Source organism: Pseudooceanicola antarcticus (assembly GCF_900215355.1).
GTDB lineage: Bacteria > Pseudomonadota > Alphaproteobacteria > Rhodobacterales > Rhodobacteraceae > Pseudooceanicola > Pseudooceanicola antarcticus.
This window is the reverse complement of the sequence record NZ_OBEA01000001.1, coordinates 802,202-816,414: the sequence shown is the minus strand read 5'-3', so window position 1 is coordinate 816,414 and position 14,213 is coordinate 802,202. Positions and strand designations below refer to the sequence as shown.

At 63.9% G+C, this 14,213-nt stretch carries 12 protein-coding genes and 1 tRNA gene; 5 read left to right on the top strand and 8 right to left on the bottom strand.

Going from position 1 to position 14,213, the window contains the following annotated elements; all coding sequences use genetic code 11:
* The first annotated feature begins 8 nt into the window (after positions 1 to 8).
* On the top strand, positions 9 to 2,741 hold the full coding sequence (locus CRO50_RS03920; RefSeq protein ID WP_232617699.1) for a DUF3427 domain-containing protein: 2,733 nt from the start codon (positions 9 to 11) through the stop codon (positions 2,739 to 2,741).
* Positions 2,742 to 2,746: 5 nt separating this feature from the next.
* Here the strand turns inward: CRO50_RS03920 and CRO50_RS03915 are convergent, their stop codons facing one another.
* The 7 genes from CRO50_RS03915 to CRO50_RS03890 all read right to left on the bottom strand — a co-directional run bounded on the left by CRO50_RS03915 (position 2,747) and on the right by CRO50_RS03890 (position 7,306).
* Complete coding sequence (locus CRO50_RS03915) at positions 2,747 to 3,313, bottom strand: metallophosphoesterase (protein WP_097144542.1); 567 nt, start codon at positions 3,311 to 3,313, stop codon at positions 2,747 to 2,749.
* The gene (locus tag CRO50_RS03910) at positions 3,313 to 3,588 is read right to left on the bottom strand and encodes a hypothetical protein (RefSeq protein WP_097144541.1); all 276 of its coding nucleotides are present in this window, start codon (positions 3,586 to 3,588) and stop codon (positions 3,313 to 3,315) included. Before CRO50_RS03910 ends, CRO50_RS03915 begins: the two co-directional genes overlap by 1 nt.
* A gap of 118 nt (positions 3,589 to 3,706) precedes the next feature.
* The gene (locus CRO50_RS20355; protein WP_232617700.1) at positions 3,707 to 3,943 is read right to left on the bottom strand and encodes a hypothetical protein; all 237 of its coding nucleotides are present in this window, start codon (positions 3,941 to 3,943) and stop codon (positions 3,707 to 3,709) included.
* A gap of 6 nt (positions 3,944 to 3,949) precedes the next feature.
* Positions 3,950 to 4,504 carry a hypothetical protein gene (locus CRO50_RS20350; protein WP_232617701.1) on the bottom strand — a complete coding sequence of 185 codons (555 nt, stop codon included), beginning with the start codon at positions 4,502 to 4,504 and terminating at the stop codon, positions 3,950 to 3,952.
* Positions 4,505 to 5,254: 750 nt separating this feature from the next.
* A complete protein-coding gene (locus CRO50_RS03900) occupies positions 5,255 to 5,536 on the bottom strand; it encodes a hypothetical protein (RefSeq protein ID WP_143516852.1) in 282 nt (93 codons plus the stop codon).
* Between the two features lie 161 nt (positions 5,537 to 5,697).
* Positions 5,698 to 6,927: a helix-turn-helix domain-containing protein gene (locus CRO50_RS03895; protein WP_097144538.1), complete on the bottom strand. Its 1,230-nt coding sequence runs from the start codon at positions 6,925 to 6,927 to the stop codon at positions 5,698 to 5,700.
* 302 nt (positions 6,928 to 7,229) lie between these two features.
* Positions 7,230 to 7,306, bottom strand: a tRNA-Arg gene (locus CRO50_RS03890).
* A gap of 316 nt (positions 7,307 to 7,622) precedes the next feature.
* Between CRO50_RS03890 and CRO50_RS03885 the strand changes: the two genes are divergently transcribed.
* From CRO50_RS03885 to CRO50_RS03875, 3 genes are all read left to right on the top strand, one after another.
* Positions 7,623 to 9,914, top strand: a complete 2,292-nt coding sequence (locus tag CRO50_RS03885) for a methyl-accepting chemotaxis protein (protein WP_179747194.1) — start codon at positions 7,623 to 7,625, stop codon at positions 9,912 to 9,914.
* A 170-nt stretch (positions 9,915 to 10,084) separates the two neighbouring features.
* The gene (locus tag CRO50_RS03880; RefSeq protein WP_097144536.1) at positions 10,085 to 11,110 is read left to right on the top strand and encodes a LacI family DNA-binding transcriptional regulator; all 1,026 of its coding nucleotides are present in this window, start codon (positions 10,085 to 10,087) and stop codon (positions 11,108 to 11,110) included.
* The gene (locus tag CRO50_RS03875) at positions 11,110 to 12,309 is read left to right on the top strand and encodes a winged helix-turn-helix domain-containing protein (protein ID WP_097144709.1); all 1,200 of its coding nucleotides are present in this window, start codon (positions 11,110 to 11,112) and stop codon (positions 12,307 to 12,309) included. The genes CRO50_RS03880 and CRO50_RS03875 overlap by 1 nt, the downstream gene beginning before the upstream one ends.
* A gap of 45 nt (positions 12,310 to 12,354) precedes the next feature.
* Here the strand turns inward: CRO50_RS03875 and CRO50_RS03870 are convergent, their stop codons facing one another.
* Positions 12,355 to 13,140 (bottom strand): FAD binding domain-containing protein, encoded by a 786-nt coding sequence (locus tag CRO50_RS03870; RefSeq protein ID WP_097144535.1) that lies wholly within the window; start codon positions 13,138 to 13,140, stop codon positions 12,355 to 12,357.
* Positions 13,141 to 13,495: 355 nt separating this feature from the next.
* Here CRO50_RS03870 and CRO50_RS03865 point away from each other — a divergent pair, with 355 nt between their 5' ends.
* Positions 13,496 to 14,173, top strand: coding sequence for a response regulator (locus CRO50_RS03865; protein ID WP_097144534.1), 678 nt, complete (start codon positions 13,496 to 13,498; stop codon positions 14,171 to 14,173).
* Positions 14,174 to 14,213 lie beyond the last annotated feature (40 nt).

Below are 14,213 nucleotides of genomic sequence, written 5' to 3'. Positions count from 1 at the left end.
AGATGCAAATGCTTGGCGCTCTTGCTGGCGCCTTATCGAGCGGCATGTCGCGGCTTCGGACGTCTACCGCCTTCGGTCATTTCCATTTCGTGTTGGATGACAGGGGCCGGCTGACGACTGGTGGCGCCGACCCACTCCTGCCGCTTCTTGGTGAACACATCGACAGGGCCACTTCGGTCGACTTGGCCGTGGCCTTCGCCATGGACAGCGGCGTCGCACTGCTCGAGCCTTGGTTGAGGGAGCTTCTGACCCGCAAAGGGCGCCTGCGCATCATCGTGGGCGACTATCTCGATACGACCGATCCCGCCGCCCTACGCCGGCTGCTGGATCTGGATGGCGCCGAGCTCTTTGTGTTCGAGACCCGAGGTCTGAGCTTCCACCCCAAGGCTTGGCTTTTCCGTGCGGCCGATGCCTCGGGCATGGCGGTTGTGGGCAGCTCAAACCTGTCGAAGTCCGCGCTGGAGGAGGGCGTGGAGTGGAACCTCCATTCTGAGGCCGCGACGGATCAGGTTGCCGATGCCTTCGAGGACCTACTGCGCAGGCCACAGGTTACGCCGCTCACCGAGGAATGGGTCGAGAGCTATGCACGCCGCCGTCGCGCGCAACCGTTGCCCGAGTTCTCCCGCAAAATGGTCGAAGATGAAGGCCCGCCTCCTGAGCCGCACCCGATCCAAGTCGAAGCTCTGGAGGCTTTGCGGGCCACGCGTCAGACGGGGCATCGGGCAGGGCTCGTCGTGCTTGCAACCGGGCTCGGGAAAACCTGGCTGGCGGCCTTTGATACCCAGCGGGCCAATGCCGGCCGTGTCTTGTTCGTCGCGCATCGGGACGAGATCCTGACACAGGCCATGTCTGCCTTCCGGAAGGTGCGTCCACAGGCCCGCATGGGCCGCTACAGCGGGACGGAGAAAGAGGCCGACGCCGATATTCTCTTTGCTTCGATCCAGACCCTTGGCCGGGCCCAGCACCTGAGGCGTTTTGCGTCGGACCACTTCGACTACATCGTCGTCGACGAATTCCACCATGCTGCCGCGCGAACATATCAGAACCTGATCGACCATTTCACGCCCCGCTTCCTGCTTGGGTTGACCGCCACACCGGACCGGACAGACGGTGGCGACCTGTTAGGGCTCTGCGGTGAAAACCTCGTGTACGAATGCGACCTCTTCCGCGGAATCGAGGCTGGGCGGCTGTCTCCCTTCCACTATTTCGGCGTGCCGGACGACATCGACTACGCGCAGATCCCATGGCGGTCCGGCCAGTTCGACCCAACCGAGCTTGAGGCGCAACTGGCGACCACCGCCCGCGCCGAGAATGCGCTGGAACAGTTCCGCAAACGGGCAAAGGGCCCTGCGATCGGCTTTTGCTGCTCGAAGCGACATGCTGACTACATGGCCCAGTTCTTCCGCGACGCGGGGCTGCGGGCCGTCGCCGTCCACTCAGGCGAGGATTCGGCGCCGCGTGCGTCTTCGCTGACCCAGCTGGGCGCAGGAGAGCTAGATATTCTCTTTGCCGTCGACATGTTCAACGAAGGCGTCGACGTGCCCGAGATTGGCACCGTGCTGATGCTGCGCCCGACCGAAAGCGCGATCATCTGGCTTCAGCAGCTGGGTCGCGGGTTGCGCAAGGTTGAGGGCAAGGTGCTCCAGGTCATCGACTATATCGGGAACCACAGGTCTTTCCTGACCAAGGTAGCGACCCTGACCGGCGCCGGGGCCGGTGACCGGTCCATCACCCGCAAGCTGGACGAATGGGAGCGTGGAGAACTGACCATACCGCCCGGCTGCGAAGTGACCTACGAGCTTAAAACCATCGACATCCTACGTACGCTTCTGAAGCCTAGGGAGGGCGCGGCCGAGCTTGAGGCCTTCTACCTGGACTTCCGCGACAGGCAGGGCGTACGACCAACGGCGATCGAGGTCTTCCGCAACGGCTTTGACCCAAGGGCGACTGGGCACGGCAGCTGGTTCAGCTTCATACGCGACATGGGAGACCCGCTGCCCGAAGAAGTCTTCGCCAGCCATGCGCGATTGCTGGCGGATATTGAGCGACCGAAGCGCTACACGGCTGAAGCACTCGCAGCCATCGAGGCAATCCTTGCAGGGCAGCAACCTCGGAGCGGCACTGAAGCCCTGGCGTTCGATCCGCATTTTAGCGATGGCCGCGACGGCTGGCAGCTTACACGCCCAAGTCGCGGAGCGGCTCTGCTCGAGCTCGCCCAAGAACTGATTGCCTGGCGAAAGGCTGAAACCCCTGGCACCGAGGTTGCAGAACCCGAAGCGCCGTTCGTTCATCGATCAAAGGGCCTGCAGCTTTGGCAGCGATACCTTGCCCCCGAAATCGCCGAAGCCTTTGGTGTCGAGTACAAGCAAAACGTCTGGCGCACCGGCATCCTACCGATCCGGGAGAAGAACGCTCTGATCTTGCTTGCCAACGTCTCGACCCAGGATCTGGTCTACGAGAATGGGTTCCTGGCGCCGAATCGCCTGCGTTGGTTCAGCCAGAACCGGACGACGCAGAACGGTCACCATGGCCGGATCATCTCAGGCAAGGAAGATGAGGAAGTCCACCTCTTCGTGCGCCGTGGCAACAAGGTGAACGGCAAGGTGAACCCCTTCATCTACTGCGGGAAACCCCGTTTCCTGTCCTGGGAGGGCGAGAAGCCGATTGCCGTGACCTGGCAACTTACCGAGCCAGTGCCGATGGCGCTGCAGCCAGAGCTCGGTGTGCCTGGCCCAGCCTGAGGCTTCTAGGCGCCGGCAGACCGCGGCTCGGCGTCTTTCCAATGTGAATTCACCGGAAGACTGCGCGCACGACGGCTGATCGCCTCGAGTTGCACCGGACAATAGTCCCAGACATCTACCCCAACGTTCACCGCGTTCCGCGTCCCTGCCCAATTCTCATGGACATGACCGAAGAGCTGCAGCGCGCCGCGCCGGGCGTGCTCCCAGGTGATCATAGGGTAATGGCAGAGGGTCAGAGGCGGCTCCTTTGGCGCGTCCTCCACTTGAACGAGATGGCCAATACTGTCCCAAGGCAACGAGCGCGTCGCAGCACCATCATGGTTCCCGATGACCAGATGACGCCGCGCACCTGGCAGCTGCTGAAAGATGCCGTTTAGCCAGGCCTCATCATCAGATCGCTTTCCCCAGGCAAAATCACCCACGATCCATAGATCGTCCTCTGGGCCGACCTTGGACCAAAGGTTCTCTAGCAGCGCGCCGTCCATATGGCTGGCGCTGCGGAACGGACGTTTGCAGAAACCGATGATCGCCTCATGTCCGAAATGCAGGTCCGCCGTGTACCAATGCGCCATCAGGCCCCTCCCCCTGCCGGACTGCGCGCGAAGATAAGGCAGGCCCGTCGCAACACGTCGTTCTCGGCGCGCAGCCGCTGGTTCTCCAGCTCAAGCTCGGTCTTCGACATCGCAGCGAGGCGCTTCCGGTTGTACAGAAGCACTGGATCAACAGTCTGCAGCAGACCGCTGTCCTGAACCCACTCCAGCAAGGTCTTGGGTGCACAGCCGACGCGTGGCGCCACCTCGGAGACGGCAGCCCAGAGGGACGGGTGATCATCCTGAATATCCAGCACGTCCTGGACCGCACGTGCCCGTGTATCGGCCGGGTACGAAGGTCTTGCTGCTCTCCCCCGCACAGTTTTTGCTGTCATATCTTTTTCCACTTTCACTGCTCTGGCTCGGAGCCTCCTATCAGGGGCGTCTGCGAATGAACCCGGTCCGGTTGCGCTCCTCTGGCTCGGTCTGCTCCAGCGGCCAGCGCCCGGCCTCCAAGGCGCCGTGCAAGGTCGACAACGAGGTGTTCAATTCGCTCCGCAAGTCGGCGAGCGCCTTCTCTTGCTCGAGTTGCCGCTGCATGCACGCGGAGACGCTCTTCTCCAATTCTTCGACGCAGGCGAGCAACTCTTTCTCGAGCGGTGTCAGGGGCATCGGGGATCACTCCATCGTCAGGCAGGTGCGGTTCGTTCCAGCGCCGATCGGGCAGCTTGCGGGCGGCAGTCCCGGCGGCAGGACGATCACCTGTCCCAGGCCGCCGACGCCACGGATAGTCCGGCTGCCTGTCAATTGCTCCGGGATCAGCTGGATCGGTGGTTCGGGCGGCGGCAGTGTCGCCACCTTCGCGCCTAGGAACGCGCTGAAGGCCGCCATCAATCCGGCGAGGGCGATCCCCGACAGGATCAGGGCCACCACCTTCCCTGTCACGATCTTGCCGTGGCTCAGGCGCTGCTGCTCCAACTCCCGCATCAGGCTCTCGATCTCGGCCCTTCGGTGCGCCACCTCGTCCTTCAGGTCCTGCGTGCTCTTGCGGGACAGGTCGCGAAGGCTCTCCAAATCGTCCGAGATTGTAAGCGCCGCGCTTTGCGCAGTCTTCTGCAACGCGGCGTTCGAGCTCTTCAATTGGGATTGCAGCGAGTCGAGCTGAGCCGCCAGCATCTGCTCCATGTTCTGTCGGATGCGGGGGCTGAGCTGCATCTGCGGTCCAGTCGTCATAGAAGTATCTTCCTCTCAAACGCCATTTATTCTTTGGCTGGTCTGGGTCTGCGACGGTCACGTAATCGCCCCCCGCTCTCGGGATGGCGAAGCCGACGCTCTTGAGCGCTTCGAGCAGCGTGTCGCGGTCAAGGATCGCCCCCAGACCGACCTGCTCCTTCACCCACTCGTGGACCGCTTCTCGTGTCTGCGCCCGTTCTGGCGCTTCGGTGATGGTCTTCACGTCGCGTGCCCGCGCCGGGTCCATGGGATCAGCCCAGCCATGCCGGCGGTTGTGCAAATCCATGAAAGCCAGGAACGACTGCTCGTGCCCCGGCGGCGCGATGTTGAGGGACTTTCCCGTCCTCAGCTCCATCCGCGGCATGAGGAAGTGCAGCTCCACGCGACCTGCATGAAGATGGCGCACCCAGAGCATCCGATAGCGGTCATGGTTCAAGCCCGGGCAAGCAAAGCCCTCAAACGCCTCCATCAGCTGCCGCTGCTGTGCTTCTGTCGGGGCATCCTCGGCCGCAAAGCTCAACACCCCGGACTTATAACGCCAGCGATGCGGCACGGCGTCCACCAGATCGATCATCCGCTCCGGGTGCCCCTTCAGAACCTCGGGAGCGATCGAGCGGCGCACACGCTTGATCCTGCCAGCCGCGTCGCGCTTGGGCTGGCGGTACTGGTCGTAGTTTACCACTACCTCCTCGATGAGGTATTTCACCGCCGGGGCAGCCTCCCCCTGACCATGGTCGAAGAACTTGACCATCATCGCCAGCTCCAATGCCGGTGCGCCAGCTTGCCCAGCTTCCGATCAATGGCGACCAGTAGACTCAGGATTGCCAGGCGGTCCAGGTAGCTGCCATCTGCCTCGGTGGCCCGCAGAGTGCTCATGACTTCATCCATGTCGGCCTCGAGGCGAGCGACGGCGCGCATCAGCTCCGGCGGCGCCATGGGGACGTTGGTGCGGTGGCCGGACGTCACCATCCCGAGGGCCTCCCTCAGCAGCTCCGCCAGCGGGCGGCGGGCCTGACGTGCGATGTCATCCAATGCGTCCTTCTCAAACTGGGACACCCGGAAGGTGATCGATCGGGACAACTGATCGGCATACTTGGCTCCTGAAACTGCTCGGGGGTTCGAAGGGGGCGCAGCCCCCTCGCCTGTTCCCGCGTCGCAAGACGTGGGTGAACTTGATTTCCGTCCCGTGACCATCACTCGGCCCCCTCTGCCATTTCGCGGAGATCCTGCCCCGTTGCCTCTGGAAGCCGCCGCTGGCGTCTGCGAAGCGGTGGCTCGCCTGCCGTGTGGAAGGCGATCTCACCACCACTCCGCGGCACCCGACCGGAAGCGTCGGACATGTTGCCGCTGGCGTGCAATTGGCGCCGCAAACCTTGGAGTTCTCCGATCAAACCGTGAAGTGCGGAACCACGCGCAGCGGTGTTGCGCGCCAAGCCCAGAAACGCGCGGCGCATGTCATCGACCTGATGCGCACTGCCGTTCCTCTCTGCATTTCGATCTGCGACGAGAAGACAGATGGCCGCCTTCTCCGGACCGAGGCAGTCGACCTGACGCTGCCAGAGACCAACCGGGATGCCCCGTACCTGCGCCCAATCCTTTGCCGCGGCAGGGATCGTGCGCCAATCCGGCGGGGCACCGGGGGGCGCGTACTGCTGAACCGCATCTTCGAAGCTTGGGTTGGCGAGAATGCAGAACTGCGCCGGGGTCAGCCGGGGTTCGGGATGCCCGCTGCTACATCTTTTTGAGTTTGTTTTTCTACCTTCCCTGGGTGCGACATCCGCGTCGCACCGGTCGGACATTTCTACTGCCACAGACGCGTCGGCAAACGTCTCGATCAACGCCTCCAGCGCGTGGGCGATCTCCTTCAGCCGCGCATAGCGCCAGATGCGGGAGGGGCGCCGAGATGGCAGGATCACTTCCGCGGCCTCTTCGGCGGAAGCATCCCCGGAGGTTCGGACCAGCTCTAACAGCTTTGGGATATGAAGGCGCAGACGCTTGGCCTCTTCCTTCTCAAAGCAAACCTTCCGCGCGGCGGCCTCGATCTCGCGGGCCCGATCCACAAGGGGAGCCAGGTTGATACCGAAAGCGTAGCGGATGACGTTTTCCGATCTGACGCCGTAGCGCCGACACCGTGCCGCACTGGATTTCACGATGAAGCCCAGCTCCGCCAAGCGCGCCTCGGCCCGGGCAATCTGGCGCGGGTCCGCCTCCAGCTGCGATGCGGTTTCCGAAACCGAGGGCCACAAGGCGCAGATCCTACCTGCGGCATAGTCCTGGTCCTGCGTCCGGGAGATCGCGAAGCGCAGGTACTTGAGCGTCGTATCGGTCAGGCCGAAATGCTTCGCCGCCTTCACCAAGAGGCCGTAGAGGTCCCATCGGGTCATCCCATCCGGCAGACCGCGGTGCGTCAACACATGCGTCATGCGAACCTCCCATCGGGACGGTCGGCCCGCAGGATTTTCGTTGTGACAGGGCGGCTCGATGCGCTATACTTGGGGAAGCAGAATTTCGTGCCTGCTTTTGAATTTGCCTCGGTTTCGGTTGCCGCCGGACCGAGGTTTTTCTTTGCCCATCTCCCAGCTGAATCAGAGCCAGACCGGTCCGATTGTACGGGTTTTGTACGGGATGCGCTCGATCCCGCACCGAAAACCGCCGGAAAATCTTGCAAGAAGCTGCAGGATACGCGCGCACGGATCGCGTAAGCATCTGATACAATAGTGAAAAGTGGTGACCCCGGCAGGATTCGAACCTGCAACCTGCCCCTTAGGAGGGGGCTGCTCTATCCAGTTGAGCCACGGGGCCGCGGGCCTCTCTTAGCGGCTCGTCCCGAGCTTGTCATCGCCTGAGTCGCGCTCGAACTGGTTTCAATGCGAAGCAAAAAGTCGCGCCATCCGGCCAAGAGCGCCCGGCGCTTAAGCCGTCCTTAAAAAGCCGGTGCCATAGCTTGCCACGATTTTCCGGAGGGATGGCCTGTGTCGTCCCGTGGGGGCGTTCTGGCGCCTCCGGCCCGGTGGACTTGGTCGAGAGGGTTCAAGACATGACGGCAATCGACGGCTCCGGCCTGAAGAGGGGCATGAAGACCGCATCATTTTCTCTGTTGGGGAACGTGCGGCTTGCCGTGAAACTGCCCCTGATCCTGACGCTGTTCGCGTTGATTGTCGCCTCTGTGCTGACGGCCACCGCCTACAGGGATACGCGCGACATCCTGCAGGCGCAGCTGAAGCTGCGCTTCACCGCCTTGCTGGATTCCCGTGTCGACCAGCTGAAGGATATCCTGCAGGACACCGACCAGCTGATGGTCGCGCAATCCCATGACCCGACGGTGCGCTCGGCGATGAACAGCTTCATGCTGGCCTGGGTCGCATTGGGAGAGAACCCGACCTTCCAGCTGCAGAAGAACTACATCCACGACAACCCGAACCCGCGCGGCGACCGCGACTTCATGATGTCTGCCCCGACCGCGCTGCAATACGACGTGGTTCATGGGCGCTATCACCCCTTCCTCGACGAATTCGCCTCGATCCGCGATCTGCAGGACCTCTATCTCGTCGACCGTGAAGGCAACGTGATCTACTCCGTCGAGAAAGAGGTCGATTTCGGCACCAACCTGCTGACCGGCCCCTACAGCCAGACCGGCCTGGGCGAGGCCTTCCGCTCGGCCATGGAGGCGGCGGATGGAGAGGTCTCCTTCGCGGATCTCGCAGCCTATGAGCCCGCCGATGGCGAACCTGCCTTCTTCACCTCGACCGTTGTCAGCGGACGCGATGGCAAACCCATGGGGGCGCTGATCTACAACCTGCCCAGGGATCGCATCAATGCGCTGATGAACGACCCGGCAGGCCTGGGCGAGACCGGCGATGCCTACGTCGTTGCCGGAGACCGCGTGCTGCGCAGCGACTCCCGCTTCGAGGACGGGCCGAAGATGCTGGAAACCATCCCCGAGAACCAGGCACTGCGCGAAATGCTCTCTGCCGAAGAGCCGGTCTTCATCTCGAGCACCAACTCCCGCGGCAATCCGACGATGATTCTCGGCGGGCTGATCACCTACCACGATGCGGTCTGGGCGGTGCTGGTCGAGCTGGAAGAGAAAGAGCTCTACGCGCCGGTGGTCGTCCTGCGAAACCAGCTGCTGACACAGGTTGGCGGGCTTCTGGCGGTGCTGACGGTGATCGGCGTGGTGATCGCGCAATCCATCTCGAGGCCCTTCGTTCGTATCGGCGAGGCGATTGCGCGCGTGGCGGATGGAAACATCTCGGCACCGGTGCCGATGGTGGAACGGCGCGACGACGTGGGTCAGCTGGCCACGCACCTGGAGGATCTGAGAGGCAAGCTCTCTGCCGCCGCGGACATGCGGCGCCAGCAAGAGCGCAAGGCGAAGGAGCAGCACCAGGTGGTGGAACATCTGACCGGCGCGATCTCGCAGCTCTCCGAAGGCAATCTGACCGGGGTCATCCAAAACGAGTTCGCCGAGGACTACGAAGCCCTCCGACAGGGTTTCAACACCGCCCTGCTGAAGCTCAACGAGTCGATCTCCGAGCTGGTCAATTCGGCCCGCGAAATCGACAACTCGGCCCATGACGTCGAGAACGCCTCCAATGATCTCAGCCAGCGGGCCATCGAACAGGCCGCAAGCCTGGAGGAAACCGCCGCCGCGATCACCCAGCTCTCGGCCTCGGTGAAATCCACCGCCGACAGCGCCTCGGAGGCCGACAACGTGATGACCCGCGCCAAGGAAGGCGCGAAGGAAAGCGGCGCGGTGGTGAACCAGGCCATGGTTGCGATGGACAAGATCGCCAACTCTTCGCAGAAGATCACCCAGGTCACCTCGGTGATCGAGGATCTGGCCTTCCAGACCAACCTGCTGGCGCTCAACGCCGGCGTCGAGGCCGCCCGTGCCGGTGAGGCCGGGCGTGGCTTCGCCGTGGTCGCCTCGGAAGTGCGGGCCCTGGCGCAGCGCAGCTCGGAGGCCGCGAAAGAGATCAACGGCCTGATCCAGGAAGCCGCCGAGAATGTCACCGGCGGGGTCGAACTGGTCGATCAGGCGGGACAGAGCTTTGAAAGCCTGATCGGCGAATTCGACAAGGTCTCGGCCTCGGTCTCTTCCATCGCGACAGCGGCGCGGGAGCAATCCGTCGGCCTGGAAGAGATCAACTCGGCCGTCGACCAGCTGGATCAGGTCACCCAGAAGAACGCCGCCGTGGCCTCTTCGGTGCACGGCACCGGCAAGATGATGGTCACCGAAGCGGCCAAGCTGAATCGGATCTCGGCCAGCTTCCGCTGCGACGACAGCAAGGTCCGGCGCGCCATGGCAAGCGGGACGCCAAAAACGGCGCCGCAGCAGGCGCGGGCAGTGGTCAACGCGCCGGTGGCCGCGGATTCCATCGCCGGTGACGACTGGGCCGAATTCTGAGCGTGATGACAGGCGCTTGCCTGACAAGGGGGAAAGCCAGGCTGGCCCCCCTTCAGGCGGGACAAGTTTACGCAGAGACGAATGCTGGCTTGATGAAAGGCACGGTCGCGGGATAGCATCTGTTAACTTTGCAGGTCCTCCGGGGACCGGCGCAGCAACAGGACCTTCCCGTGACCAAACCCCCGAACCGCCCGCTGACCCTTCGTGATGTCTCCGAGGCGTCGGGCGTGTCCGAGATGACCGTCAGCCGGGTCCTGCGCAACCGGGGCGATGTCTCGGAAGCGACGCGGCAGAAGGTGCTGCTGGCCGCCAAACGCATGGGCTACGTGCCCAACAAGATCGCCGGGGCCCTTGCCAGCCAGCGGGTCAACCTTGTCGCGGTGATCATCCCCTCGATGTCGAACATGGTCTTCCCTGAAGTGATGACCGGGATCAGCCGCGTGCTGGAGACCTCTCCGTTGCAACCGGTGGTCGGGGTCACCGATTACCAGCCTGAAAAGGAAGAGAAAGTTCTCTACGAGATGCTCTCCTGGCGGCCCTCCGGCGTGATCATCGCCGGGCTCGAGCATTCCGACGCATCGCGTGCCATGCTCGAAGCCTCGGGTATTCCCGTGGTCGAGATCATGGATACAGATGGCACGCCGATCGACTCGGCGGTCGGGATCTCTCATCGCCGGGCCGGGCGCGAAATGGGCCGGGCCATCCTGCGCGCAGGCTACCGCAAGATCGGCTTCCTCGGCACCAGGCTGGGCGCAGACCACCGCGCCCGCAAGCGCTTCGAGGGTTTCACCGAAGCCCTGGCAAAGAACGGCATCGAGATCGCGGACACCGAATTCTACACCTCAGGCTCGGCGCTCGGGAAGGGTCGAGAGATGACCGAGGCGATGATCAAGCGCCGCCCGGACCTGGATTGTCTCTATTATTCCAACGACATCGTCGGCGCGGGCGGGCTGCTTTGGCTGATGGAGCAGGGCTATGACATCCCCGGCAAGCTGGGCCTTGCCGGTTTCAACGACGTGGAACTGCTGAAGGGCCTGCCCAAGAAGCTGGCCACCATGGATTCCTGCCGGGTCGAGATCGGCAGCCGCGCCGCCGAGATCATCCTGGAACGGGTTGAAACCCCCGACATGCCGCCCGCCGGCAAGGTCGAGCTGAGCCCCAAGATCAACTTCGGCGACACGCTGCGGATGGGATGATGACCCGTCCGGCGCTCGACAATCGCGGCGCGCGGCGGCTGTTCCTGCATCGGCACGGGCTGGGGATCACCCCCACCGGGCCGGGCAAGGGTGCCGATCTTCTGGCGCTGATCCAAAGCCTTGGCTTCGTGCAGATCGACTCGGTGAACACCCTGGCGCGGGCCCATGACATGATCCTCTACGCCCGCCGCCCGGCCTATCGCCCAGGTCACCTGCAGCGGCTGATCGAAAAGGACCGCGCCCTTTTTGAACATTGGACCCACGACGCCTCGGTCATCCCGACGGACTACCTGCCCCACTGGCAATTGCGGTTTCGCCGCGATGCCGAGCGCCTGAGAAGTCGCTGGCCACGCTGGCAGGGAGAGAAATTCCTCAAGGAACTCCAACAGGTTCGTGATCACGTCACGGCGCATGGAGAGGTCTCTTCCGCCGAATTGAAGGCCGAGGAGGCGCCGACCTCGACCGGCTGGTGGGACTGGCACCCCTCGAAGGCCGCGCTGGAATATCTTTGGCGCAGCGGCGAATTGGCGATCTCTCGCAGGCAGTCATTTCGCAAGTATTACGACCTCAGCGGCCGGGTGCTGGGCAGTTGCCCGGTCCCGGAAGAAGCCGAGACCCTGGACTGGCTGATGCAGGGCGCGCTGGACCGGCTGGGCTTCGCAACCAGCGGAGAGCTGGCGGCCTTCTGGGACATCGCCTCGGCGCAGGAGGCGCGGGACTGGTGCGCCGCCGCCCTGGCCCGCGGCGAGATCGAAGAGGTCGAGATCCAAGGCGCCGATGGCGCCATGCGGCGTTGCTTTGCCCGGCCCGGCACCCTGGAGGGTGCCGCGGAGCTGCCGCCGGCACCGGCACGGATGCGGGTGCTCAGCCCCTTCGACCCCGCGTTGCGCGACCGCAAGCGGGCAGAGCGGCTCTTCGGCTTTCACTACCGGATAGAGATCTTTGTCCCGGCGCCGAAACGTATCTACGGATACTACGTCTTCCCGCTGCTGGAGGCAGAGCAACTGGTCGGGCGGATCGACATGAAGGCAGACCGCGACAGCGGCAACCTGCAGGTCACCCGGCTCTGGCCCGAACGCGGCATCAGCTTCGGCAAGGGGCGCCGGCAGCGGCTGGAAGCCGAACTTGACCGCGTGGCGCGGTTTGCCGGGCTCGACCGGGTGGTCTTCGGCCCGGACTGGCTGGCCGAGCCGAAATAGCGGGCGGCAGGTGGGTTCGCACCCACCCTACGCCAGCTTCAGCGCTCAGGCCGCAGCGGCGACCGCGCGCTTGGTCAGCACCTTGACCAGGTTGGCGCGATAGGCGGCCGAGCCATGCAGGTCGGACATCATCCCCTCGTCCGAGACCGTCAGCCCCTCCAGCGCCGCTTCCGAGAAATCGGCAGAGAGCGCGGTCTCGGCCTCGGTCCAGCGGTAGACCCCATCTTCGGAGACGCCGGTGACCGCGACGCGGACACCCTCGGCGAAGCGGGCCACGAAGACACCGCAGAGCGCGAAATGCGAGGCGGGCTGTTCAAACTTCTCGTAGGCCGCCGCCTGGGGGACGGGGAATTTCACCGCCGTGATGATCTCTCCCTCGTCCAGGGCCGTGGTGAACATGCCGTCGAAGAAATCGTCCGCCGCGATCTCGCGGGCATTGGTAATCACCGTCGCGCCCGAGGCGAGCGCCGCTGCCGGGTAGCAGGCCGCCGGGTCGTTGTTGGCCAGGCTGCCGCCGAGGGTGCCGCGATTGCGCACCGCCGGATCGCCGATCCGCAGGGCCAGGGCGGCGAGGGCCGGATAGGCCCCGGCGCCGCGAGCGACCTCGGCATGGGTGGCGGCCGCGCCGATCCGCAGTGTGTCGCCTTCCAGGCCGATGCCCTTCAGTGCCTCGATCCCCAGAAGGCTGACAAGAACCGACGGCTGGTTCAGCCGCTGCTTCATCGACGGGATCAGCGTCTGCCCACCCGAGAGCGGCTGAGCATCCTCTTCGGCCAGGGCGGCAATCGCCTCTTCTACCGTCGCGGGCTTCACGAAGTCGAAATTGTACATGTTCTTCTCTCCCGATCAGGGTCCGGGCCGCGGAGGGCGCGGCCGGCCGCCGGATCTACAGCTATTCGTCACCGCGCAGACTCTGGCGGCAAGGCCGCCCATGTCAATACGAAGCGCCGCTATTCCGCCACCTCCGCAGGTCCCGAGCCATCCAAGGAGCGCGCGCTTGACCACCCCGATCCCTGCGCGATGTTCCGCAATGCGGATGAAAGCCATGGGACTTAAGTCGTAAATACGCGCACTCTCATTGTCTGGGTACGGTTAGGTTGTAAGGTGACGCTTAATAGAGACGGTGACAATATACGAAGCATTAAGATTGAAGTAGAGTGTCAGTACACAGGCGAGGGGACGCGCCATGAACCACAATCGTATGGAGACCGCACTGGTGGTGGACGACCACCCGTTGTTCTGCGACGCCCTGGCGCTGACCTTGCGCAGCGTGGCAGGCATTTCCGAGATCCGGAAGGCGGCAACCCTGGCCGAAGCGCTGGAGGCGCTGCAACGGGACGGGGCGCCGGATATCGTCGTGCTCGACCTCAATCTGCCAGATGTCACCGGACTCGACGGGCTGATCCGACTGCGCAATGCGGCGGGGGTCCCGGTGGTGGTGGTCTCTTCCATGTCCGAAGAACGGCTGATCTCTTCCGCGATGCGCGCCGGTGCGGCGGGCTACGTGCCCAAGCATTCCGAACGCGAGGTGTTCCGCACCGCGTTCGACCGGCTCCGCCGTGGCGAAAGCTTCGTGCCGGACGAGTTTCTCGACAGCGCCAGCGGCGATGACGACGGCTCGGTCAAACGGGACGAGGTGCTGATCCGCATGGCCACCCTGACCCACCAGCAGGCCCGCATCCTGGACCTGATCAAGGCGGGGATGCTGAACAAGCAGATCGCCTATGAACTTTCGATCGCCGAGACCACTGTGAAAGCCCATGTGACGGCGATCATGCGCAAGCTGGGGGTGCAGAGCCGCACCCAGGCGGCCCTCCTGGCCAGCGAAACCAGCTTCAGCCACGTACTTCAGAGAGAGGCCTGAACCGGGAACGAGGCACCAACCTGAGACCTGTTCGAGGCAG